Annotated in this window: 22 protein-coding genes; 12 read left to right on the forward strand and 10 right to left on the reverse strand. The window is 61.7% G+C overall.

Annotated elements, in window-relative coordinates:
* Positions 1-42 precede the first annotated feature (42 nt).
* Positions 43-1,107 carry an isoaspartyl peptidase/L-asparaginase gene (locus NZ746_04390; protein ID MCS6816604.1) on the forward strand — a complete coding sequence of 355 codons (1,065 nt, stop codon included), beginning with the start codon at positions 43-45 and terminating at the stop codon, positions 1,105-1,107.
* A gap of 196 nt (positions 1,108-1,303) precedes the next feature.
* Positions 1,304-2,050, forward strand: a complete 747-nt coding sequence (gene pgsA, locus NZ746_04395) for a CDP-diacylglycerol--glycerol-3-phosphate 3-phosphatidyltransferase (GenBank protein ID MCS6816605.1) — start codon at positions 1,304-1,306, stop codon at positions 2,048-2,050.
* A gap of 9 nt (positions 2,051-2,059) precedes the next feature.
* Here the strand turns inward: pgsA and NZ746_04400 are convergent, their stop codons facing one another.
* Together NZ746_04400 and NZ746_04405 are read right to left on the reverse strand one after the other, a co-directional pair.
* Complete coding sequence (locus tag NZ746_04400; protein MCS6816606.1) at positions 2,060-3,055, reverse strand: CPBP family intramembrane metalloprotease; 996 nt, start codon at positions 3,053-3,055, stop codon at positions 2,060-2,062.
* On the reverse strand, positions 3,052-4,215 hold the full coding sequence (locus NZ746_04405) for an SWIM zinc finger family protein (protein MCS6816607.1): 1,164 nt from the start codon (positions 4,213-4,215) through the stop codon (positions 3,052-3,054). Before NZ746_04405 ends, NZ746_04400 begins: the two co-directional genes overlap by 4 nt.
* A gap of 87 nt (positions 4,216-4,302) precedes the next feature.
* Here NZ746_04405 and NZ746_04410 point away from each other — a divergent pair, with 87 nt between their 5' ends.
* The 6 genes from NZ746_04410 (at position 4,303) to NZ746_04435 (ending at position 11,927) form a co-directional block, all read left to right on the forward strand.
* The gene (locus NZ746_04410) at positions 4,303-6,546 is read left to right on the forward strand and encodes a transglycosylase SLT domain-containing protein (GenBank protein ID MCS6816608.1); all 2,244 of its coding nucleotides are present in this window, start codon (positions 4,303-4,305) and stop codon (positions 6,544-6,546) included.
* Positions 6,547-6,553: 7 nt separating this feature from the next.
* Positions 6,554-7,462 (forward strand): tetratricopeptide repeat protein, encoded by a 909-nt coding sequence (locus tag NZ746_04415; GenBank protein ID MCS6816609.1) that lies wholly within the window; start codon positions 6,554-6,556, stop codon positions 7,460-7,462.
* On the forward strand, positions 7,459-8,844 hold the full coding sequence (der, locus tag NZ746_04420; protein ID MCS6816610.1) for a ribosome biogenesis GTPase Der: 1,386 nt from the start codon (positions 7,459-7,461) through the stop codon (positions 8,842-8,844). The genes NZ746_04415 and der overlap by 4 nt, the downstream gene beginning before the upstream one ends.
* A gap of 22 nt (positions 8,845-8,866) precedes the next feature.
* Positions 8,867-9,355, forward strand: a complete 489-nt coding sequence (locus NZ746_04425; GenBank protein ID MCS6816611.1) for an acyl-CoA thioesterase — start codon at positions 8,867-8,869, stop codon at positions 9,353-9,355.
* Positions 9,356-9,499: 144 nt separating this feature from the next.
* Complete coding sequence (locus NZ746_04430) at positions 9,500-10,288, forward strand: enoyl-CoA hydratase/isomerase family protein (protein MCS6816612.1); 789 nt, start codon at positions 9,500-9,502, stop codon at positions 10,286-10,288.
* 43 nt (positions 10,289-10,331) lie between these two features.
* Positions 10,332-11,927: a DASS family sodium-coupled anion symporter gene (locus NZ746_04435; protein MCS6816613.1), complete on the forward strand. Its 1,596-nt coding sequence runs from the start codon at positions 10,332-10,334 to the stop codon at positions 11,925-11,927.
* 9 nt (positions 11,928-11,936) lie between these two features.
* Here NZ746_04435 and NZ746_04440 read toward each other — a convergent pair whose 3' ends face one another.
* The 7 genes from NZ746_04440 to NZ746_04470 all read right to left on the reverse strand — a co-directional run bounded on the left by NZ746_04440 (position 11,937) and on the right by NZ746_04470 (position 19,500).
* Positions 11,937-12,428, reverse strand: coding sequence for a DUF393 domain-containing protein (locus NZ746_04440; protein ID MCS6816614.1), 492 nt, complete (start codon positions 12,426-12,428; stop codon positions 11,937-11,939).
* Between the two features lie 46 nt (positions 12,429-12,474).
* Positions 12,475-13,971, reverse strand: coding sequence for a M48 family metalloprotease (locus NZ746_04445; protein MCS6816615.1), 1,497 nt, complete (start codon positions 13,969-13,971; stop codon positions 12,475-12,477).
* Between the two features lie 234 nt (positions 13,972-14,205).
* Positions 14,206-15,906, reverse strand: coding sequence for a cation:proton antiporter (locus tag NZ746_04450; GenBank protein ID MCS6816616.1), 1,701 nt, complete (start codon positions 15,904-15,906; stop codon positions 14,206-14,208).
* Between the two features lie 157 nt (positions 15,907-16,063).
* Positions 16,064-16,552, reverse strand: a complete 489-nt coding sequence (locus NZ746_04455) for a cation:proton antiporter regulatory subunit (protein MCS6816617.1) — start codon at positions 16,550-16,552, stop codon at positions 16,064-16,066.
* A gap of 21 nt (positions 16,553-16,573) precedes the next feature.
* Positions 16,574-17,731 (reverse strand): dihydrodipicolinate synthase family protein, encoded by a 1,158-nt coding sequence (locus NZ746_04460; GenBank protein MCS6816618.1) that lies wholly within the window; start codon positions 17,729-17,731, stop codon positions 16,574-16,576.
* 94 nt (positions 17,732-17,825) lie between these two features.
* Positions 17,826-18,371 carry an NUDIX hydrolase gene (locus tag NZ746_04465; GenBank protein MCS6816619.1) on the reverse strand — a complete coding sequence of 182 codons (546 nt, stop codon included), beginning with the start codon at positions 18,369-18,371 and terminating at the stop codon, positions 17,826-17,828.
* 10 nt (positions 18,372-18,381) lie between these two features.
* Positions 18,382-19,500, reverse strand: coding sequence for a glycosyltransferase (locus NZ746_04470; GenBank protein ID MCS6816620.1), 1,119 nt, complete (start codon positions 19,498-19,500; stop codon positions 18,382-18,384).
* On the opposite strand from NZ746_04470, the gene NZ746_04475 reads away from it, so the two are divergent.
* Positions 19,493-20,689 carry a prepilin peptidase gene (locus NZ746_04475; protein ID MCS6816621.1) on the forward strand — a complete coding sequence of 399 codons (1,197 nt, stop codon included), beginning with the start codon at positions 19,493-19,495 and terminating at the stop codon, positions 20,687-20,689. The genes NZ746_04470 and NZ746_04475 overlap by 8 nt on opposite strands.
* Positions 20,690-20,719: 30 nt before the next feature.
* Here the strand turns inward: NZ746_04475 and NZ746_04480 are convergent, their stop codons facing one another.
* Positions 20,720-21,688, reverse strand: a complete 969-nt coding sequence (locus tag NZ746_04480; GenBank protein ID MCS6816622.1) for a quinone oxidoreductase — start codon at positions 21,686-21,688, stop codon at positions 20,720-20,722.
* A 209-nt stretch (positions 21,689-21,897) separates the two neighbouring features.
* Between NZ746_04480 and NZ746_04485 the strand changes: the two genes are divergently transcribed.
* The 3 genes from NZ746_04485 to NZ746_04495 form a co-directional block, all read left to right on the forward strand.
* Complete coding sequence (locus tag NZ746_04485) at positions 21,898-22,605, forward strand: Crp/Fnr family transcriptional regulator (GenBank protein MCS6816623.1); 708 nt, start codon at positions 21,898-21,900, stop codon at positions 22,603-22,605.
* Positions 22,606-22,799: 194 nt separating this feature from the next.
* Positions 22,800-23,750, forward strand: coding sequence for a hypothetical protein (locus NZ746_04490; GenBank protein ID MCS6816624.1), 951 nt, complete (start codon positions 22,800-22,802; stop codon positions 23,748-23,750).
* Positions 23,751-23,870: 120 nt separating this feature from the next.
* A partial coding sequence (locus NZ746_04495; GenBank protein MCS6816625.1) for a hypothetical protein occupies positions 23,871-24,226 on the forward strand: 356 nt, incomplete at its 3' end.

Consider the following 24,226-nt stretch of genomic DNA (forward strand, 5'->3'; position numbering starts at 1 on the left):
ACGGATCGGATGCAAGCCAATTCCGCCGAAGGAGGTCGCAGCATGTCGAAGCTCACACGCCGACATTTCATAGCGAGCGGATTGACGTTCCTCGCGGCTCATCGGATGCGCTCCGGATACGCGCAATCGAGGACGCCGAATCGGCCGTTGGCCATCGCCAGCGCCAATCGCATCACCCTGCCCGACGGTACCGTGTACTACAACGGGATTCGCGCGACCGAGCGAGCGTTCCAACTCATGCGCGCTGGAAGCGACCCGCTGGATGCCGTCATCGCGGGCGTCAATATCGTCGAGGACGATCCCAATGACATGAGCGTCGGCTATGGTGGTCTCCCCAACGAGGAGGGTGAGGTCGAGCTGGATGCCTCGGTCATGCACGGGCCGACGGGGCGTTGCGGCGCCGTCGCGGCCTTGCGCTACATCAAGAATCCCTCCAAGGTCGCGCGTCTCGTCATGGAGGAGACAGATCACATCCTGTTGGTCGGCGAAGGAGCGTTGCGCTTCGCGCTCTCCTTCGGATTCAAGAAGGAAGAGCTGCTGACCGAACGCGCGCGCCAGATATGGCTGCAGTGGCGACGCGAGCGCGGCGAGCGCGACCACTGGATGCAAAATAAGCTCCCGGGGGCGCTGCGTTCCGCTCTGCCGAATGAGGATTGGCGGCAGTTCACTGGGACGATCAGTTGCTTGGCCATCACCGAAGCGGGGGATATGGCCGGCGTGACCACTACGAGCGGCCTCGCCTTCAAAGTCCCGGGACGCGTCGGTGATTCTCCGATCATCGGCTGCGGCCTCTACGTGGACAATGAGGTGGGGGCAGCGGGTTCGACCGGTTGGGGAGAGGACAACATTCGCGTCGTAGGCGCACACACGGTCGTGGAGAACATGCGGCGTGGCATGAGCCCGCTCGAAGCCTGTTTGGACGCCTTGCGGCGCGTCGTCAAACTCTACGGCGGTCGGCCCGTGAATCAGTTGAACTTCTACGCCATCAACAAAAACGGCGAATACGCCGGAGCCGCCATCTTCAAAGGAGCGCAGTTCGCCGTCACTGATGCGCGCGGCAGTCGTGTCGAGGACTCCGCCTATCTCTTCGAGCGCCGTCCTTCGTAGGGAAGAGCGCATCATCACTGGTTCGTTGAGGCAATGGGCGAAGAATACCATTCGGCCAATGGCCTCGCGTTCTGAGCGAAGCTCTGGGAGATCGCTTCGCCTCATCGGCGTGAGGCCTTGCTCGTTCGAACGCTTGACAAGGTGCGGGCGGAAGGCGTAGTATCGCGCAGGGAATTGGAGCGAAGGGGGGATTGGGTTGAACCTGCCGAACGCGGTGACATTGCTCAGAATTTTCATCGTCCCGCTACTTGTCGTCGTTCTGCTCACGCGCGTCTCGGAAGCGTGGTTCGGAGTCTCGCAGCGACTGTTGGGGGTCGCGATCTTCTTGGCGGCGGCGTTCACGGATTGGCTCGACGGCTTTTTGGCGCGTCGTCGGCGTCAGATCTCGCCGTTGGGAATGCTGCTGGATCCGCTCGCGGACAAGCTGTTGATCTCGGCGGCATTGATCGCACTCGTGGACAATCGGCTGGCACCGGCTTGGGCAGTCGTTATCATCATCGGGCGCGAGTTCGCCGTGACCGGATTGCGCGGCATCGCCGCGCGCGAAGGATTGGTGATCGCTCCCTCGCGGATGGGGAAGTTCAAAATGCTCGCCGAAGTGATCGCCGTCGCCCTGCTCATCCTCAGCATGACCGATGAAGGCGGGCCACCGGTCACTCCCTATGCCGTCCCGGTCTTTTGGGAAGCCCCCGCCTTCGTCCACGTGCTCGCGCGTTTCTCGGCCAGTGGATACCTCTCGGCGCACGACGTGCGCATCTTGCTCTACAGCGCTGGTCGCGCCGTCCTCTGGCTCGTCGTTATCTCCTCCATCTGGTCCATGTACGGCTATTTTCGACAGTTCTACGCCTTCGTGCGAAATCCGGTGCACGAGCGACTCTCCACATCTCCGCTGGCTCAGATCGAGGAAGATGTGCTGGCACGTTCGTCCGGACGCCCCTCGTGATCGCGTGGCTCATCGGTGGAAGAAGATGCCCCAGTAGCTATTGACCATCCAATGGAGGAAGGCCGCCACCGTCACCTTTCCCGTCCTCAGGTAGGCGAGCCCGTAGAACCATCCGGCGATGGTCGCCAGCACGACATACACCCATGTCGGTTCGTCCGGATTATTGGCGTGGGCGAACCCGAAGATGAGCGACGCGATGGCCAAAGCGCACATGGGATGCTCCTGCCAGCGCCGGACCAGCAGATTGAGCATGACGCCGCGAAAGAGCAGTTCTTCGGGCAATGCGATCAAGAAGGCCGTGGCGAGGAGCACAGGACCGATCTCCGAAAGCGGGCGCATCGCGGGCGAGGACGCCACAAAGTGCGTGGGGATGGCCAATGGAATGGCGAAGAACGTCACGAAGAGCGCGAAGTAGAGTCCCGCTCGCGCGACGTCCGCTCGACCGAGGAGGAACGTGTATCCAATTCCCTCCAAACGACGCACACCGAGAAAGAGCACGAGCAGCCACATCACCCCAAGGAGCTTGTCCATGCCGATTCCCGGTCGTCGCGGAATCTCAGCCAGCGGGAGCCACTCGAATTCGATCGGAAACCAGAGGGCGACAATGGCGAGCGCGTCTTGAAGCGTGAATCCTTCGTGGTTGGGACGTCGGACGGTGAGAGCGACGGTGGGGATCAGCAGATACGCCGCGCACGCCCACACCGCCTCCCAGCGAAATTGGCCGAGGGCGAGCGCTGACAGAGCGGCAAGGGCCGTGAGTGCGAAGACCAACAGGAAGATGTTCGCGTGACGAAGCGCATCATCTCGGCGAACGAAGGCCACGAGTTTCTCCCGTCCCTCTGCTGTGCCGAGCAGCAGCGTCGGCCAAAAGAAGAGGGCGAACGCAAGGAGAGCACTCAGGCGCAAGCGCCACGGTGCCTCCTGCAAGGCATAGATCGAGAACGCTCCGGTCGTCACCAGCAAGAGAAGACCGACGATGAGCCGTTCGCACCGCGTGGGCGTCATACCGATCGTCTTCGCGTGAGCAGTCTCTCGGCTCGCGCCGTCTCGCCCCATTCTTGATACAGTGCGGCCAGGCGCTCGGCCAACCGCGAGGCCTTCGTCCCGAGCACCTTGATTCCCTGTTCCCCTACTCGTATGGCCCGATCCGGATAGTTCGCCTGAAGGTAGTGGTCGAACAACTCCAGGTAGTCCTCCTCGGAGACCAAACTCTTGTGCCGAGCCGTTTCATATTCTTCGATCAGGCCTTCGAGGCGACAGAGCTTGGCGAGCAACGCATGGGCGCCGGTGTCGGCTTCGAGAAGATGCTCCTTCAGTTCGGCGATCACATCGGCCCGGCGATCCCATCGTCCGGCCAATGCTAACAGTCTGGGCTCAAGGAGCGCGCGCGTGGACGCACGTCCAAGCAGAAACAGCGTGACCATGTCGCGCAAGACGGACACCGCGAGTTTCGGATCGCGCTCGAAGGCCTGGGCCTTTGCCTCGATGAGTCCCAGTGCGTGTTCGAGGATCGCCGTCGGGTCCACATCCGGCCGACGCCGACAGAATTCAACAGTCCGTTTGAACGTCTCTCGCACAATCGCTCCCGCGACCTCGGGGTCGAAGGTCTTCGCCCACGTGAGCAGGTGAGCGATGCGCCTCTCGCTCCGCGCGATGCCTTTGGACGAAGCCCCGAACATTCGGCGAAAGAGCAACGTGATGTAGTGAGGCAGCCGTTCCGGGCGCAGCGTCTCCCTCCATCGCTGGAAGGCCTCTTCGAGAGCGCTGTTCATGCGGATCTCTTCGAGAAGAAGGTCGCGGAGGAGATCGGTGGGGAGTGCCTCCACCCATGTCGCGAGAGCTTCCGCTTGTCCTCCTGCGGACGGACCCGATTGCAGCTCCTCGCGCTGATCAAGCCAGGCGAAGAGCACGGCCACGACATGCTTGCAAACTCCCCAATAGGGGCAGGAACATTGCGAGTGCAGCTCCCCGCCTTCGGTCCACACCTCGACGCGGTAGGAGCGTTCCAACTGACCGCGCACGCGTGCCCGCAGGTGATCCTGAGTTACAAGCTGTATCTCTTGGACGCGACCGCTTCGATGATAGCATCGGCCTCGCTCCACGACAGCGTCGCTCTCGGCATACCCCTCGATGTCCCGCGCGCTGAGCGTCCGCAGGTCTGGCATACGTCCCCGAGCCCGTTTGACCCATTCGCTCGACCGTTGGTATTGTATGTCATGGACATGCGAACGGAGAAGCGCATGCGAGGAATCATGTGGAGGAATCATCGCGCGTGGGCGCTCGTCGCCTGCGTCGTCCTGCTGCTCGGGTCTTCTCCGAACCCGTCAGCGGATGTGAGGAATGGCTTCAGCGAACAGCCGCCAGTGGGGGCCTCGCGCGCGATGGCTGAACTTCGCGCCCTCTTCTCGCGCGGAAGTCAACCATCGGATGGGGAACTGCAAGCGCTCGAACGGCGGCATCCGAATACTTCGGCAGCGGCCCTCGCCCGCTTGCTGCGGGGGTATCGAAAGTACACTGCCCGAGAGTATACGGCAGCGGTAGACGCCCTCAAGGACCCCATCATCCCGGCGAGGACGAAGCTCGGGGATTACGCTCTCTACTATCTGGCCAAGAGTCTTCAAGCGCTCGGTCGCGCCACTGAGGCCGAAGCGCAGTTGGTGAAGCTCTGGCACACGTATCCGAACTCGATCTATGCGCGTTTGGCGCTGTTGGAGGCAGCGCGCTCGGCGCTCGAGCGCGGAGAGGCGATGACAGCGATCGCACGCATTGCGCCGTTGGCGGAAGCTGGCGATGTGTCGGCGCTTCTGCTCCAAGCTGAAGGGTACGAGAAACTCGGCCAGACGGAGCGGGCCATTCGATTGTACGAGCGCATACATTTCGATCTGCCGCCGGCGCGCGACAGCGCCAGAGCCCGCGAGCGATTGCTTCGGTTGGGCGTCGTCGTGGACGACGTGGTGCGTTATGGGCGAGAACGCGCGCAAGGGCGTGCCGATCGGCTCTACGAAGCCGGAGCGTATGAGGAAGCGGCACAAGCGTATCGCGCGCTGCGTGCCGCCTTCCCCGAGGTGACGCGCCAGGCCGCTGTGCTCTTGCGTTTCGGCGTGAGTCTGCTCCGTACAGGCGCTGTGCGCGAAGCGAGCATAGTGCTTCAGCAAGCGAGCGAACGCGCCGCGGCCGAGCTGCAGGCCGAAGCCCTTTATTTTCTGGCGGAGAGTCATCGGCGGCTCGGGCGCGTGACTGACTTCCTGGAGACAAGTCGCCGCTTGGTCGAGCGTCATCCCCAAAGCCCTTGGGCGGCGCGTGCATTGCTCGACCGCGCGCGATTCCACGAGCGGAATAACGACCGCGAAGCGGCACTGGCCGCCTGCCGACAGTTAGTCTCCCTTCAACCCGATTCCGAGCTCGCTCCCGAAGCGTTTTGGATGCTCGGGTGGAATGCCTATCGGCGCAAGGCATACGAGGAGGCCTCCCGCGCACTTTTACCAATTGCCGCGCGGCATCCGCAGTCGGAATTGTTGGCTCAAGCGGCATATTGGGCCGCGCGGGCTGAGGAACGGCTGGGACGCAGAGAGCGCGCCGTGCTCCTCTACGAGAAGATCGTCGAGCGATATCGCGACGCCTACTACGGCCAATTGGCGCGCCAACGCCTGGAGCGTCTGAAAGCCCGTGGGATCGTCGCCTCATGGCCGGCCCGACGACAAGGCGAATCCTTGGGCGATCCTCTGCTTGAGCGCGCGCTCGCGAATCTGCGTCCTCCTCGCGCTCCTGAAGAGACGGCCGGACCTTCTACTCTCGATCGCGTGGAGAAGGCGCTCGAGTTGCGCGCGATTCGTTTGGACGAATTGGCGCTCGGCGAGCTCACCCTGGCTCAACGCGAGGCGCCGACGTCGCCCCGCGTTTGTTTGGAATTGGCGCGCCTCTATCGAGATCGCGGGGATCCTCTGGCGGCGATCAATGTGCTGCGACAAGCTCATCCCGAGCATGCTGCTTATCGAGGCGATGAGGTCTCGGAAGAGGTCTTTCGCTTACTCTTCCCCCTCACTCATTGGGACCTCATTCGGCGAAATGCCGAAGCGCATGGTCTGGACCCCTATCTGGTTGCTGGGCTGATTCGACAGGAATCGGGATTCCATCCGCGAGCGCGTTCGGTTGCCAACGCGCGCGGCTTGATGCAACTGATCCCTTCGACTGGGCGATTGGTCGCTCGCCGATATGGCCTGCGGCGCCTCTCGCCCGAACGGCTCTATGATCCCGCTCTGAACATTCGCTTAGGGACGGCCTATTTGGCCGAGCAGTTGCGACGATTTGGGCGGATCGAGTATGCCCTGGCGGCGTATAATGCCGGGCCCGTGCGCGTCGTGCGGTGGCTCCGAGAGCTTCCCACCGAGGAGATGGATGAGTGGGTCGAGAGCATCCCGATCACCGAAACGCGGCAGTACGTCAAAAGCATCATTCGCAACGTCGCGCATTATCGCCGAATCTACAGCACGTCGTGAGGGGATGATGAAGCGCGCAGGGACACTCGCTCTTCTGCTCGCCATTCTGCTTCCCACCGAAGGAAGGGAGCCAGCCCTTTCAGGCCAGTCACGCGCTTCCGCGCACCTAGTGATCTCCACGCGACCGGCAGCCGTCGTCTTCGTGAATGACGTTCGCCGAGGAGTGACTGATGCGCGTGGTCGGCTGACGCTCGTGCTGGAGCCGGGGACGTATACGTTGCGCGTGAGCAAGACGGGTTATGAAGAAGCGCACGTGCGTCTTCGTCTCACGCCCGGGATGCGGCGGCAGCTCGCCCTGGCGCTTCCTCCGCTGCGAGATCCCGCCGAACGACATCGCCAGCAGGGGGATGCGTTGCGCGAGCAGCGACAATTCGCGCAAGCGGCCGCCGAATATCGGAAAGCGATCGCCTTGCGAAAGGGGCGCTTCCCCCGCGCTCGTCTCGGATTGGCGCGCGCGCTGTTGGCGCTGGAGGAACCCGAGGAGGCCTTGCGCCAAGTCCGGCGCGCCATCGCAGAGAGTCGCACGCCGCTTCCCGAAGCCCGCACCCTTTTGGGGAACATCCTTCGCGCTCAAGGCCTCTACGAAGACGCCATTCGCGAATATCGCGCGGCCTTGCGACAGGCGAACAATTTCTCCCCCGAAGCTCATGCTGGGCTCGCGCTGGCGCTCGGAGAGCTTGGGGAGACTGAACCGGCGATCGCTCACATGCGGACGGCGATCGCTCAAAACGCCGATGCGGAGCCGATCCTCTATTACCTCCTCGGCAACCTCCTGCTCGATGCTGATCGTCCTCAGGAAGCCATTGCCGCCTACGAAACCTATTTGCGGTTAGCGCCACAAAGCGAGACGGCGCCGGCCGTCCGCTCGCTCGTCGAACAATTGCGCAAGGAACTCGCGTCGCAGGAGCTGCGATGAAACCGTCGGCTGATGACATCGTGGCGTCGGCGCACGCGCCCGACGTTGGAGAAATCCACGCCGTGCCGAGGGAGTGCCCGAGCGTGGTCATCGTGGGGCGACCCAACGTCGGAAAATCCACGCTCTTCAATCGCCTGGTGGGAGCGCGACGCGCGATCGTGGGCGATGAGCCTGGAATCACGCGCGATCGTCTTCACGGGCGGGTGCGATGGCGCGGTCGAGAATTCGAGTTGGTGGATACGGGCGGGCTCCTTCCGGACGAGGATGCGCTCATTCCGGCGAGCATCGTGCGGCAAGCCGAAGTCGCCATCGCACGCGCCGCTTTGCTCCTCTTCATGGTGGACGTGCGCGAGGGGATGACGCCGCTTGATGAAGATCTGGCGCGGCGGTTGCGCCGATTCGGCAAGCCGATCTTCTTGATCGTCAACAAGGTGGACGCGGCTCGATGGGAAGTACATGTCGAGGAATTTCGCCGTCTCGGATTCTCGCGCGTCTTCCCCATCTCGGCCGAACACGGGCATGGTATCGGCGAATTGCTCGAAGCGATCTTGGAGATCGTCCCAGCTCCGGAAGTGCCCGAGACGCGTCCCGAGGAGATTCGCCTCGCCATCATTGGAAGACCGAACGTGGGGAAATCCTCGTTGGTGAATCGGCTGCTCGGGACCGAGCGGGTGATCGTCGCGCCCACGCCCGGCACGACCCGCGATGCCGTGGATTCGGAGCTGGAGTACGAGGGGACGCGATTCCGCGTGATTGATACGGCGGGCATTCGGCGAAAGTCGCGGGTGCTGGAGCAGACCGAGCGCGTGGCCGTGCTCATGGCCAAGCGGCATATCGAGCGCGCCGACGTCGCCGTGCTCCTCATTGATGCTCTCGAAGGCCCCACGGCTCTGGAGGCGCACATCGGCGGATTCGCTCACGAAGCGGGGAAATCGCTCATCCTCGCCGTCAACAAATGGGATCTCGTCGAAAAGGATCATACGGCGGCGGCGCGCATGGAAGCTGCCGTTCGCGCGCGCTTGCGATTCCTCGATTATGCGCCCCTTGTCTTCATCTCGGCGCTCACGGGACAGCACGTCACTCAAATCCTCGAGCTGGCGAAGAAGGCCTACGAGGCGCGGCATCTGCGCATCCCGACGGCCGAGTTGAATCGCTTCTTCCAAGCCTTCGTCGCCGAATCTCGAGCGACGACGAGTCGTCGGCACGTGCGCGTGCAGTATCTCACGCAAGCGGGCGTGGATCCCCCGACGTTCATCCTCTTCTTGAATTCGCGACGGGAGAAATTGGAAGCCGCCTACGAGCGATACATTGAGAATCGGCTGCGCGAGCAGTACGAGTTCTTCGCCACGCCGATTCGCATTAAGCAGCGACTCAAGACGTGAGCTTTCTCCTGGGGGTCCCTACATGGAGGGCAAACGCGTCGCCGAGAGTCAGGTCGTCCTCAGCCAAATGATGCAACCGGAGCACGCGAACATCTTGGGGAACGTGCACGGCGGATGGATCATGAAGCTCGTTGATGAGGCCGGGGCGATCGTCGCCTCGCGCCATGCGCGCAAGCCCGTCGTCACGGTCGTCGTGGATTCGATTCGGTTCTGCGCGCCCGTGCACGTCGGCGACCTCGTGCACGTGCGCGCGCGCCTGACGCAAGCCTGGCGGACTTCAATGGAAGTGGAAGTCGAGGTCGAAGCCGAGACGCTCTTGACGGGCGAGCGACGCGTGACGTCAACGGCGTATCTCGTCTACGTCGCCCTGGACGAATCGGGGCGCCCGACGCCCGTTCCGCCGTTGGAGTTGGTGAGCGATGAGGAACGCCGTCGCGCCGCGGAGGCCGAACGGCGTCGTGCCGAACGCTTGGCCCGTCGCGAAGCCGAAGGCACTTCGCGCGCAAATTGAAGGCGCGCCGAGCGGTTCCTTCCGATCCATGAGGTCTCGCAAGGAGCCCTTGCCCTTCCTCCTCGGTTTCCAGTAACATCGCATGTCCCCTAGTGGGGGTCGAGAGATCCCTCGGAAAAACGTTCACGGCGAGGAGCAAGGCGTATGGAGATCAAGCTCGTCGAATATCGTGTGGAGGATGGCATCGCCATCATCGAGCTTTCCGATCCCCCGGCAAATACCTACACCTACGAGATGATGCGCCAGTTCGATGAGGCCATCCTCCAAGCGCGCTTCGATGATAGCGTGCATGTGCTCGTGGTCACCGGTTCCGGAGATCGGTTCTTCTGCGCCGGAGCCAACATTCGCATGCTCGCGGAGGTGACGCCGCAGTACAAGTATTACTTCTGCCTGCACGCCAACGAGACGTTGAATCGCTTGGAGAACACGCCCAAGCTCGTGATCGCGGCGCTCAATGGGCATACGGTCGGTGGAGGATTGGAGATCGCGCTCGCGTGCGATATTCGTATCGCTCGGAAGGACAGCGGGAAGATCGGATTGCCCGAGGTCTCGCTCGGCGTCCTGCCTGGCACCGGAGGCACACAGCGCTTAGCGCGATTGCTGGGGAAAGCGCGCGCCCTGGAGTTGATGGTCACCGGGCGATTGCTGACCTACGAGGAAGCGTTGGAGATCGGGCTCATCCACCACATCTTCCCGAACGAGAATTTCATGGCGCACGTCCTGGAGTACGCGCGCCAATTCCTCCCCCCGCGGAAAGCGAGCCGCGCCGTCGGCCACATCAAGCGCGCCGTGCAATCGGGCTGGGAGATGTCCTTGTACGACGGGCTGGCGCTCGAGCGCGAGTTGCAGCAATTGCTCTTTCAAAGCGAGGACGCGCGCGAAGGCTTGTGGGCTTACGTCGAGAGGCGCGAGCCGCGATTCCAAGGGCGATGAAGCGCACCGTGCGCTTTGACAGCTAGCGCGAGACCTCCCTAAAATGGCGCGCGTGAGCGCGGAGGGACGGATTTCGGCTCGAGGAACATCGTTCGAGCGCGCGCGTTCAGGGATAGGTTTCTTCGCAGGACCGCTCCTGTTTCTTCTCGTCTTACTGCTGCCGACACCGGATGCCTTCTGGCGCGAGGCGGAAGCGCAGGCGGCCGCTTCCCCCGCCGCGTTAGAGACTGCGCATTTAGCCTTCAGCATGAAGGTGACGCTCGCGCTGCTTGTGCTCATGGTCACGTGGTGGGTGACCGAAGCCGTTCCCCTTCCTGTCACAGCGCTTCTGCCCGGCATCATTCTTCCCCTGTTTCAGGTCATCGGCGTTCAAGATGGTCGGCCAGTTGAGTTGAACGGTCGTGCGGTGCTCGCGCACTATGCCAATCCCGTGATCTTCCTCTTCCTCTCGGGATTCCTGATCGCGGGGGCGATGCAGAAGTGGGGCTTGGATCGGCGCATCGCTCTTTGGATTTTGACGCGTGGGAACATCGCGGCGAGTCCCGGCAAAATCTTGCTAAGCTTAATGGGGGCTTCAGCCTTCCTCTCGATGTGGGTCTCGAACACAGCGACGACGGCCATGATGCTCCCGATTGGCTTCGGCATTCTTTCGCGCGTGTCGGGGGCTGAAGCTTCCTCTAATTATGCGCGAGCGCTGCTGCTGGGGATCGCTTATGCGGCGTCCATCGGCGGTGTGGGAACGATCATCGGAACGCCGCCCAACGGCATCGCCGTCTCCATCCTGCGGCAGCAAAATGTCGCCCACCTCGATTTCCTGGAATGGATGGCGTTCGGCCTCCCATTCGTGCTCTTGGCCGTTCCGCTCGCGTGGTTCGTCTTGCGCGTGGTCTTCCCCTTCAACTTCGCTTTCGACGAAGGCGTTCGTGCGCTTCTTCAGGCAGAGCGCGCGGCGCTCGGCCCGTTGGGGCGGGGGGAGAGGTTGACGCTCTTCGGATTCCTTCTGGCCGTTGTGCTCTGGACGACGCATCCGTTTTGGTCGCTTCTGCCTGGTCTGGGTCAACGCCTCGCGTGGTTCGATGAGCATCTGATCGCGCTCTCGGTGGCCATCCTTCTTTTTCTGCTGCCCGTGGATTGGAAACAGCGTCGCTTCGTCTTGCAGTGGGAGGATTCTCGATACGTGGATTGGGGGACGCTGCTGCTCTTCGGGGGAGGATTGGCACTCTCGGACGCCATGTTCAAGACCGGACTGGCGCGAGTATTCGCGTCAGAGTTCATCGCGCTCTTCGGGAGACCGAGTCCACTCGTGCTCGTCTTCATGATCGTGCTCTTCATGGATTTGCTCACCGAGGTGAGTTCCAATACGGCGGTCACCTCGATGATAGTCCCGATCTTGATCTCCATGGCATCGGGATTAGGGGCAGAGGCCACGACGCTCGTCCTGCCGGCGACAGTCGCCGCCTCGATGGCCTTCATGCTCCCGGTCGCGACGCCGCCGAATGCGCTCGTCTATGCGACGCGGCGCGTGGGGATCGTGGATATGCTACGGGCGGGCATCGCTTTGGATATAGCGGCGTGGCTTTACATTGTCGCCTTCTTCTACGGCTACGTCGCTTCGGTCCTCGGCCTCATTCGCTTCTGAAAAGAAGCATCACGCGGGACGACAGGCGCTGAGACCAAGCCATCGCGAGAGCCGATGGCGATGCTTCGCGACGAGCGCGTAGATCGCCATCTCCAGAAGGAGGAGCGGTGGCACGGCATAGATGACGCGCACGAGCCATCGCCACGGGAAGAATTGAGAGAAGAAGGCATTGATCCCGAAGACACCACCAAGCACGCGCCCGTGTCGCGTGATGACATACAGCCGCTCGGCGCAATGTTGTGGCGTCAAACCAAGCGGCGCAAGCGCTTCAGCGGGGACTTCCTGATAGGGGAGGAAGACGAAACGCCCATGCTGATCCCGACGACGCGCCCATCGCGCGAAAGCCGTGCATATGCCGCATGCTCCATCAAAAAGCAGATAATCGGCTGCGCCGATCTTCAACGAGGTCTCGCCCTCTCCACGAGCGCATTCGCGCGATGCTCCCAAAGGCGCTCGGTGCGTTAGCTCTTCGAATGCATTGGTCTTCGATCGAACGCCCATCTCGCCTCAGCCGAAGGATCCCCTCTTCCCCGCGCCACAATGGGGATCACCGGCACATTCCCATCGGTTCGACGCCGGCGGGGCGTCCGTGAGCGAGCTGTCCCGAACTAGTCGTGGGGTTCGGAGATTTCGGCGGTTCGTCTTCAGGACAAGTCTCCTCCTTCCGCAACCGCGGTCGCTTGCGTTCTTGCTCCTTTTGCTTCTCCATGGCCTCTTGAGCCAATTTACGGAGGCGCTCCTTGATCCGATGGAATTCCTCGCTGTCGGTCACATATTCTTCGCGCGGCGGCAGGAAAGCGAATTCGCGAAAGCTATGAATGATGCGATCGGCGAAGGCCGGGTGTGTGCGGAAGAAGCTCGTTCCTCGCGCATACCCCTCCTTGCTCGCCATCTTATCGAAGAACGTGATGAACGAGCGCGGGTCGTATCCGCTCTTCCAGAGGTATTGCGCGCCGAGCTGATCGGCTTCGAGTTCGAATTCTCGGCTCACACCGAGGAGCCTCAATTCGATCACCAGTCCCAGTCCCGCGAATCCGTATTCGAGCAGATAATAGGTGAGCAGGCTCACCACGCCACCGGTCGCGATGTAAGCGGCGATCTGCGCCGCCTGATAGAGGATCGAGGCGATCGTCGCCCGTTTCATCAGTCGCGCGCTGTGACGCGCCGCCGCGTGCGCGATCTCATGCGCGATGACGCCAGCCAGTTCCCCCTCGGTCGCCGCTTCGAGGATGAGTCCCGTGTTGATGAAGAGGAAGCCGCCCGGCAGCGCGAAGGCGTTCACCTCATCGGTCAACAATAGCTGCGTCTTCACCGGGACGCGCAAATCGGAATTCCGCGCGATGTACTCGGCCAGGTTTCGGATGTACGCCTCGATTTCCTCATCCTTGAATTCCGGCGGCATAAGGCCAAGCGCCTTCAACTCTCGAATAGCCTCTTCACCCATCTTGACGTCCTTCTCTTGGCCCTTACCGACCTCGCGGAATCCAATGTCCTCCACATCTCCATAGGGACGCTGCCGCGCGCGCCCAGAGCGGATCTCCTCCTCGATGCGCTTCTTCTCCGGCGGCCATCGCGTGAGCAGATCGAGCTTGGCCTCCTTGTTCTCGTAAGCGACTTCGATCGTCTTGCGCTCGAGGGCTTCCTTCTCGACGAGCTTCTTGCGGAGGCGCTGGATCTGACAGTGAATGTCGCGCCGCTCCTTGGCCGTTTGCGGATCATCCCGCGATCCGCGTCGGTTCAACTCCTGAAGCTTTCGGCGCGCGTCTTCGATCTGACTCCTGAGCGCGGCGATCTCTTGTTTGAGCGCGGTGAGCTTCTGCTCCTTCTCTTTTCGCAGTTGAGCGCGGAACGCCTCGATGTCGCCCGGGCGAAACGTATATTGCTCCGAGAGCGCAAGGACGTCCAAATACGATTTCTCCACGATCTCCGCCAGAGGGGGAGGCACGCGATCTTGAGACCTCGAAGCGCTCAGCGGAGCGAAGTTCGTTAAACAAAGCGAGAGTCCCACGCCGATGGAGAGTAAGCGTATCGGCCGTCTCTTCATCGCTCTGCCTCCTTTCCCGCCTTTAAGATGCCCCAGCAGGCCAATGGGTTTTTCTCCTCCCGCCTCGCGTTAGTTCTCGCGCCCATTTGTCTCCCGTCCGCCCATTCTCGGCGTGAGCGCCGCGCCTCTTCAGTTCAGACGGCTTTCCGCTCACCCACAAGGCCTTGCTGCTCCGACCACCAGTATAAAACGAAGCTCATGCCGCGCCCAAGTCGCTTTCGCCGGAGAGCGGTCTCATGGATTGCCCGAGGGAGCGGGCCCACGCCATGCGCGATGGAGCTTCCATGCGCGCCCGATATGAATGGGCACGAGGAGGGGAAATCCCAGGAGCGCCCACGCACCGAGGTCGCTCCAGAGCGCCGCCGCGAGCAACGTCACCCCCAAGAGGCTCAGGACGACGTGAGCCGTATAGGCGATCGCGCGTCGCGGATCCGCCCGAGGCGTGGAGAAGCGCGTGAGGTCCATCTGAGCGCCAGCCTGCTCCAGCGTGCGCCGCAGCGTCCGCGCAAGTCCGACGAGCAGAAGCACGCCGATCCCGAAGAGGATCGCGCGCCCCTGTATCGCGCGCGTCGCGAACGCTGCCGCGCACACAATCAGCAGCGCGATCATGCCGGCGAGCGTCAACGCGCTCTCGCTGATCGGCAAGGAACGCGGACCGTTCGTCGGTGGGCGTCGCGAGGTCGAGGAAGCGTCCAGAGAGGTTCGTATCGTCATCGGCTGCAGAGTCGTCGAGATGAGCGTCCCCGCGAAAGCGATAGGAGCGGGGATGAGGCGACGCAGGGCGCGATACAGCGGCCGCGTATTCCTCATGAAGGCCGGCGCCACGAGCGTCATGAGGAAGACGTACCAACCCGTGAACTGGAAGAGATCCTCGCGAATGAGGCCGAGTTGTTGACCGAAAGCGGCATACAGCAACGCATACTCGCCGCGCGGGATCATCCCCGCTCCGATAGCGAGCGCGATCGGAGCCGGAAAGCCCGCCAAAAAGGAGAGCGAGGAAGTCACGACCAATTCGGTCAGAATCGAGAGCGGCGCCACCAGTAGGACGAGCGGAAGGACGCGCCTGAGGCTCTCCGGTTCCAGCAGCATGCCAAAGGTGAGGAAGAAGAGGGCGAGGAAGACATCGCGGAAGGATTCCAAGCGGCCGTAGATTCGTTCGCCAAGGTCGCTCTCGCGCGTGGGGGAGATCATGCCGAGCAGGAACGCGCCCGCAGCCGGCGCCAAACCGAACTGCGCTGCTCCGACGCCGGCCAAGATGATCAGCGCAAGCCACAAGAGCGCGAACAGCTCCTCCGACCTCAAGCGCAGCGCGAGCGTCAACGCGCGAGATAAGACTTTCCCTCCGATCCCCAAGACGAGCGCATAAAAGGCCGTTGCCCGGAGAAGCGAGAAGATCAGCGGTGACGTATGCACGCTGTCGCCGGAGAGGCCCGCGAGCACGCCCAGATAGAGCACGGCGACGAAGTCCTCGAAGATCATGATGCCCATGAGCGCTTCCGCTTCGGGATTAGCCGTGCGACGCCATTCGATCAGCAGCTTGGCGACGACCCCGCTGCTGCTCATGGCGACGATGCCGGCCAGAAACGCCCGCTCGATCATGCTCCATCCGAGCGCGTAGCCGACCAAGAATCCCACCGAGAGGTTCGCTAAAAGCTCTCCCGTTCCGACGAACAACACAGCCCCGCGCACGCGCTTGAGGCGTTCCAGGGAGAATTCGACACCGAGGAAGAACATCAGCAGGAGGATGCCCAGCTCTGAGATCGTGCGCACGAGCGCCGTCTCCGCGATCACGCCCAGCGCATTCGGACCGAGCACGGCGCCGACCAAGATGTAGCCGATGATGACCGATTGTCCACGACGGGCAGCGAGCCAGGCTCCGAGGAAGCCGAACAGTAGCAGCAGCCCGAGATCACGTAAGAACGAATGTTCCGGCATAGGCCTCTTCGCTCGAGGAGGGAATCAAGAGCAAGCTTGCGCGCATTCTCCGCCTTCTTCGTGCGGGCACGGGATCATCGCCGGCGCTCGATGCGGAAAGTCCCTCCTCCCTTCGTTCGCCATCAGCAGGTCGCTCTCTCCGGAGGCATGACCAGCATCAGGGAGCCGCTTCGATGAGCCGACGCAGCGCTTCGAATCCCTCCTGCTTGCCGAGGACGACGATCGTATCACCAGCGCGCAGGATTTCTTCGGCCGAAGGGTTGGGCACGCTCTCCGGTTCGCGCAGGATGGCGATGACTGAAACGCCGGTTCGCTTCCGAATGCCCAGCTCGCCGATGCTCTTGCCGACGACTGGAGAGCGCGCGTCGAGTCGGAACCACTCGATGCGCAGCTCTTGTAGGACGACCTCCAAATTCTCCACCGCTTTCGGTCGGAAGAACGCTCCGGCGAGGATCGAGCCAATTTGTCGCGCTTCGTCGTCCCTCAATTCCACGGCGAAGAGCGGGTCGGGATCGCCATCGCGGTAGATGTAGATCTCGCGGATGCCGCTGTGATGGATGACGATCGTGAAGCGATCGCGCTCATACGTCGTGATCTCATATTTTCGCCCGACGCCAGGTAAGTCGACTTCGGAGATGACGGCCATAGCGTCTTCCTCCTCATCGCGTCATCGTGCCGCCTCTGCTTCTTGCGGCGAGAACGCCGCGCTCTCTGGGAAAGGCGCGCGATCTCCTTCCTCCACCCGCGAATGCCAGAGGGGATCGGTCTGCGCGCGAAGCTCTTCCTTCAGTCGCGCGTAGCTTTCGGCGAAGATCCGTTTCTGTTCCTCGGTGAGAGCGGGCGTGCCCGGAGCGACGTGCGCGCGCGTGATCACGCCCTCAAGGGCGAGAGCGTATTTCATGGCGGCGACGAGTTTGAGGACCGGTCGTCCCTTTTCCTCGAACGTACAGAGGCGCTCGAACGCCCCAAGCCCTCGCCGATATCGCTGCATCAACTCCTCATCCCCCGCCGAGCACACGCGCCACGCTTTCTGCCACTCCCGCGGGAAGACATTGGCCGGACCCGCGACCACTCCGATCGGCAAGGCGTAGTGCAAGAGGTAGAGGTTCCAGTACTCGCGAATCTTCCCGAGGAAGCCCCGCGTCGGTCGGAACACGTCGAAGATCAACATCGCTTCGCCCACGTAGATCCCGAACTCCCCCCGCTCGTTGAAATGGAGCGCGGCCTTCGTATAGTGGCCGAGCACCTTTGGCGGCGCCGTCACCTTGATCCCGCAAATGTACGGGAGGCGACTGAGCCACTTCACGTCGCGCGTGCGAATGTGCGGGATCGTTGGATGAACGGCGATCTCCGCGTTGTCGTAAAGCAGCAACGGCAGCTCGCGCCCCTTCCGCTCATAGAGCGGCGTCACTTCGCGATGGAAGAACGGAACCACCTCGCCGATGTCTTCGATCGAGAGGGGGGCGATCACGCCGGCATCGGCGCCCAGCTCCAAAGCCAGCGCCAGGTTCCTGAGGGTCTCCGCGCGCGTCCGTCCCGTCACGCCCACCCAGACTTCGATCGGCGGACGTCCGAGTTGACGCAAGCGCTCGTTGATCGTCCGCCCTTCTTCCACAGCGAGCGCGATGAGACGTTCCCGCTCGGTCTGCGCGATTCGATGCCACTCCCCCGTCGTTCCCAAACTGAAAAGGATGTCCGCTCCGAATCCGGACTGCACGAGATAGCGGAAGAGGCGCCGTTGATCGGATTCCACCAAACGCCCATTCTCATCCACAATGGTCAGAACCGGGATGCTCAATCCCCATCGCGGGCGGTACTTCTCCATGATCCCCTCCGCGCGCGTCCTCTCGCCATCTCATCGGGAGAACATACTGGCGCTCCGGCGAGAAATCAAGCCGCGGGGTCCGGGAGCGCTCCGTTCACGCCCGACGCATGAGAGCATGCAGGTGAAGCGCGGCCAATGTCTTCCCATCGCGAATCTCCCCGGCGCGCACCTTCGCCTCGATGACGTCCCAGGGGAAGGGGAAGACCTCGATCAACTCGTCGCTCTCGAGGCGTTGTGTCGTCGGATGCAATCCTTCGGCTTGAAACACGTGCATTCGCTCATCCGTGAATCCTGGGGCCGTGAAGAATTCCCCGAGACGGATCATGCGATCAGCGCAATAGCCGGTCTCTTCTTCGAGTTCCCGATGCGCGCACGCCTCCGGACTCTCGGCCGCGCGATCGAGCGTTCCAGCCGGAAACTCCCACAAGGCTTCGCCCACGGCGTATCGAAATTGACGAATCAAGAGCAAGCGCCCATCGTCGAGCACGGGCACGATGACGACCGATCCGGGATGGCGCACGATCTCCCGCGTCGTCTCGCGTCCGCTCGGCAAGCGAATGCGATCCACATCGAGGGAGATGGCGCGCCCCGTGTAAAGGCGTTGCGTCGTCAGCCGAGTCTCGCGCAAATGCTCTTCCATAGAAGCTCTCTCACAGTGCGTGTGATCGTGACGGGACAGGACGATCGCGGACGGCTTCGTACACGGATTCGATCTGGCGGAGGATGCGCTCTCGATCGAAGCGCTGTCGGACGCTCTCGCGGGCGGCATGAGCCAAACGCGCGCGAAGGGCCGAATCGTCTAAAAGCTCCCGCATGCGTTCGACCAACATCGCCACGTCGCGCGGAGGGACCAAGAATCCCGTCTCGCCATGCGCGACGATCTCCGTCGGACCTCCGGCGGCGAAGGCGATGACGGGCACGCCAGCCACCATCGCCTGGATGAGGACGAGCGAGAAACCTTCGCCGTGCGAGGGGAGGACGAAGAGATCGCTCGCCGCCCATATTGGACGCAAATCGTCCACGTGTCCGAGGAAATGCACCTGCAGGTTGAGATCGCGCGCCAGCCGCCGCAGTCGCGCTTCGAACCCGCGATGTTTCGCCGAGGCCGCACCGACGATCAGAAATTCGCAATCTCCTCGCCCCAAGAGAGCCGCAGCGCGGAGGAAATCCTCCTGCCCCTTGGCCGGAGCGAGTTGCCCGACGGTCGTGATCACCCACGGTCGGGTCAGGTGAAAACGCGCCCGCGCTTCCTCCCGCTCGGGCAGTGGCATGACCTCTTCCCATCGCACCCAATTCGGGATGGTCACCACCTGTGTTTCAGGGAGACCGAATTGGGTGAGCAAACTCCGACGCACGAATTCGGAGACGGCGATGATTCGTCCCGCGCGCCGAAGAGCAGCTCGAGAGAGGAAATTGCGTCGCAGCGGAAGATAATGGTGTCGAGTGAGGACCACGCGCGCGCGTCTGGACCAAAGAGCGGCGGCAATCGCCGGGAGATAATCGCGTCCCAGATGCGCGTGGACGATCTCGATGTCATAGTCTCGAATCACGCGGCTCAGCCGATAGGCCGAAAGCCCATCGAGCGAATTCCGCAGCGGCAAAACATGTGCGGCCACGACGTGCGGACTCACGCGCTCAAGGAGCGGACTGCCCGGGCGCACCGCGACATGCACCTCGTGCCCGCGCTCGCGTAATCCCACCACCAGATCGGCGACATGAAGTTCGCCACCACCGATCGCCGTCGCTGAGCAGACCTGAAGAATGCGCATCGGCTTGACAAGTCCAGGGGCAACCATACAAGATGCCCTCGGCATGTGGCAAGAGATGTCGCGTGAGGTGACGACTGCTGAAGCGCCGCTCGCGCTTTTCCTCCTGATCGCCTTTCTCTTCGGGCTCGCCGTGGGCAGCTTCTTGAACGTCGTGATCTATCGCGTCCCGCGCCGCATGTCCATCGTGCATCCCGGATCGCACTGTCCTCACTGCGGCGCGCGCATTCGTTGGCGAGACAATATTCCGATCCTCAGCTTCCTGCTTCTGAAAGGGCGCTGTCGTGCGTGTCATCGCCCCATCTCCTGGCTCTATCCGGCCGTCGAAGTCGGAACGGCGCTCGTGTTCATGCTCTTGGTCTGGGAACGTGGAGCAGGATGGGCGTGGGTGCCGGATGCCGTGTTCGTGAGCGTGCTCATCGCGCTCGCGGCGATTGACGCGCGCCATCGCTTGCTGCCGGATGCCCTCACTTATCCGGGATTCGTGTTGGCCGTCGGCTTGCGAGCGCTTGTGCCCGCAGGAGAAGACTTCGTCTTCGGCGCTGTGTTCGGGGGCTTCCTCTTCGAACACGCGCTCATCGCGGGCGCGGCGCTCATTATGGGGAGTAGTTTCTTGCTCTTCCTCCTGGAGCGCGTGGATTACCGAGTGCTCGGGCGTAGGCTCGAGGAGCAAGAGATCGCGCATGCGGGTGGAGGGGAATCGTCTTCTCTTCGAGAAGAGCGTCCGTTGGTGGAGCGAGAGGAGAAAAGCGCAGACGCTCACGCTGGCGATGAGGGATCTCGGGAAACATGGTCTCCCGAATGGGCAGCGCTCATTCTGGCGATCGGCCTGTCGGGAGTCTTCATCGCGCTCGGGCGCGATGACCTTTCCCGAGCAACGTCCGGAGTGCATTCGGCTCTCGGCGCACTCGTCGGAGCGATGGTCGGCAGCGGCGTGTTATGGCTCTCGCGCTTGGGATACTATGCCCTGCGCCGCTTGGAGGGCGTGGGCTTCGGCGATGTGAAGATGATGCTCATGGTCGGTGCCTTCCTAGGATTGGGCGGGACGCTTCTGACGATCTTCCTCGCATCGCTGCTCGGCTCAATCTATGGGGTGACGCTCATGTTCCTGACGCACGAGCGCAATCCGAAATTGCCCTTCGGTTCGTTCCTGAGCCTGGCCGCGCTCGTGGTCCTGTTGCTGTTCCGTTGAAGCGCTGCGCTTCCGAACGCCTCCACGCGCTCACGGAACGAGCAAGAGTTTACCCATGGAGGCCCGTGCGGCCAGAATGCGATGAGCCTCAGCAGCTTCAGCCAGGGGGAAGAGCTGCTCGATATGAATTTTCACCTGCCCTTCCTGAATCCACTGAAAGAGGGCGCGCGCGCGTTCCAGCAACTCCTCCCGCGTAGCCACATAGTGCGAGAGGTGTGGTCGGGTGAGGAATACTGAACCCTTCGCCGAGAGAACCAGGGGATCAATCGGAGGAACAGGACCGCTCGATTGACCGAAGAGCACGAGCAGACCGCGCGGCCTCAAGCAGTTCAAACTCTTCTCGAACGTCGCCTGACCGACCGAGTCATAAACGACGTCCACGCCACGTCCATCAGTGAGCCGTCTCACCTCGGCTTCGAAATCCTGCTGTGTGTAGAGGATCACTTCATCGGCGCCCGCTTCGCGCGCGCGTTGCGCTTTCTCTTCGGTCGAGACCGTGCCGATGACGCGCGCGCCTCGAAGTTTGGCCATTTGCACGATCAGAAGCCCCGTTCCCCCCGCCGCCGCATGCACGAGCGCTGTATCGCCTGGCTTGAGAGAATAGGTGCTGTGAGTGAGATAATGCGCCGTCAATCCTTGCACCATTGCGGCAGCGGCCGTCGGAAAATCTATCGTTTCCGGCAACGGGACTAATTTCCACGCCGGGACGATGGCACGCTCGGCATACGCTCCCAGCGCGAGCGCATAGGCGACTCGATCTCCCACGCGCACGTCCGCGACGTCAGGACCAATGGCTTCCACAACACCCGCGCCTTCAACTCCCAGCGTGAAGGGAAGCGGATTCGGATAGAGACCTGTCCGGTGATAGATGTCAATGAAATTGACGCCCGCAGCCTCGATCTTCACCCGCACTTCACCCGGCCCCGGCTCAGGAAGTGGGACGTCTTCATATCGCAGGACTTCTGGCCCACCATATTCGTGAACGCGGATCGCTCTCATCGTTCGTCCCTCCGGACATTCATCCCTTCCCACGAGACGCTGTAGTGTACACCACCGCGCGCGATCGGAAAACCTCGAGAGCGGGCGGATGACGTTGATAAGCTCATCGCGTGTAAGAATCTGACCCTCGATCAAGCAGACCGGATTCGATTCGTCCCTGGATCAACAACGCGCGGGGATAGCTGCCCCCGTGGGAGGCGAACGGCGCCATGAGAAAGAACGATCGAAACGCTCGTTCCCTCTTCGAACCCGGGAGCGCGACGCCCGACGCGAAGCCCACAAGGCCCGCTGGCGAATCGGCGAACTATGGTGCACTCAGATTCCAGCAAGTATATCCAGCGGGATTCCCACTCTTCGTCCAAGGCGCTCATGTCCAGGAGGTGGTCGGGATCGAATACGGACTCGTCAAGCTCGCGTGCGTGAGCGAGAGTGGGCGAGAGCTGATCATAGGAGTGTACGGCCCTGGTTGGATGCTCGGCATGGCCGCAGCAATTTTGCAACGTCCGGCTCCCGCTACCGCTGTGACGCTCACCCGCTGTAGCGTATGGCGGATACCGGTTGAGAATCTTCGTCGTCGGATCGAACAGTCGGATGATTTTTCCAAGCTCCTCCTTCAAATGGCTAGCCGCGAGGCGTATGAGCAGATCCACTGTCATGTGGCGATGGGATTGTCTACAGCGCGAGAGCGCTTGGAACAGGTCTTCAGGGAATGCCTTTCTACGGTGAATCCCACGGTGGGAGAGGTCCCATTACCCCTACCGCTTCGGCAGTGGGAGTTGGCCGCACTGATCGCCGTCGCGCCCGAACACCTGAGCCGAATCCTGCGGGAGATGGAGCGCGAGGGCCTCATTCGCCGCTATAAGGGCCGAGTGATCATCGCAGACCCTCAGCGGCTACGGCGCGAGTCGGAGCTTTAGCTGGAGAGCGCGCGCCTTCGCCCAGGTCGACTACGCCTAGGGGTCTCGCCGATCTTGATCTTTGTCAAGAACGACCTTGATCGAGATCAATGACGTGGCGGGTCGAACTCACTACAATTGCTGCCGGTTCGAGACGAAGAACCGGGGTTGGCAGGTATCTGCCACCCCTAAACCCGGTAAAGGAGGGAACGACGATGCTAGCTAACACCACTGTGAAGTTTGCGTCGGCTGCTTTGCTGATAATCAGTGGGATTGGGACTACCCCATTTCGGTTCGGGGAGATTCGGGCGAACCGGCCGACGGTCACACCTGTGCTGGGCTCGTCACAGTCGGGCATAGAACCGAAGGTCATCGAGCAGAAAGATCGCTCAGGCAACGTGCTCGCTCGACTGCGGATTACTCCTGGAACCCGGCCCGGTGAATTTCGGTTCGAGGTGGAGGATTTCAACCAGCCGATTCCGGCCAGAGCCACCGGGACAGGCATGATCTCTGATACTGAAGTTGCGGTTCAATTCGTAGAGTCACGAAGTGGGACGCGACTTGGCTTGCGAGCGAAAGCAAACGGTGGCAAGTCGGCAGAGGTTCGGATCACGCTCTCGCTCGATCGCCTGAGTTTCAATCTCGTCGTGGATGAAAAAGTGCAAACCCTGATGAATGAGGTGCGAAATCGTGCCGCAGGAGGGGCAAGTGATGCCGACCTTATTCGTCTGGCGAGGCAAATTGAGGATGCCTTGCAAATAAGGACAGGGTATTGGCCTTTCATTGAGCATGTCAGGAGTTCCGCTGCCGCTGACACTCTGACCGTAATCCGTTCACTTATTGGTACAGTCTCTCTGGAAGAGGTGAAGCATGATCCTGTCTTGGCTGTCATTTGGGCTGCGAGCAGATTCTTCACGGTGGCCTCGCGATCACTTTCATTTAGCGCGGTCACCTTGAACCTGACTACGCAAGGCCGAATCGTAAAAGCCGTCCGGAGTGGGGGAGAGGGTGTCCTTGCTACTCAGGGATCTAACTGCGGTCCCAATATCAGCTGCACTGAGTGTTTTTGGCTCATCGGGCATTTTATTTGTGGTCCGTTGCCAGCGCTCCAAGAAGTACTTTGTTGGACTATGAATTTTGTTGAATGGCTGTTCTGCATACCATAGCCCCTGCAACCGGTAAAAATGAGAGCCGTGTGCAAGTCGGCTTCTGGCTTGCACACGGCCTTCCTACCCGATAGGATTTTCTGTGGAAATTTACTGAACGCTCGATTGTTGAGGTTGGTTATGGCTGGCAAGGTATTGACTTCTACATTTCTAGCCCTCCTCTCCGCCATCCCCAGTGCTAATGTATTGTCGGTTCAGCAAAATGAAAATGCGGCCCAGAGAGAAGAACTGGAGGTGCGGCTCACAGCCGATTTGGTTCTAGTTCCTGTTGAGGTGACCGTTAAAAAGACCGGTTTGCCAGTGACCGGACTGAAGAAAGAGGATTTTATCCTCTTCGAGGATGACAAACCACAAAGAATCGTATTTTTCGGTCAAGATGATATTCCGCTGTCGCTGCTGCTGTTGGTTGAATCACGATTCATCGAAGAGGTAGCTCGCGCCGCTCGCGTGGTTTTAGGTTATTTGAAACCGGAGGA

The sequence above is a fragment of the Blastocatellia bacterium genome, assembly GCA_025055075.1.
In the GTDB taxonomy this organism is placed as follows: domain Bacteria; phylum Acidobacteriota; class Blastocatellia; order HR10; family HR10; genus HR10.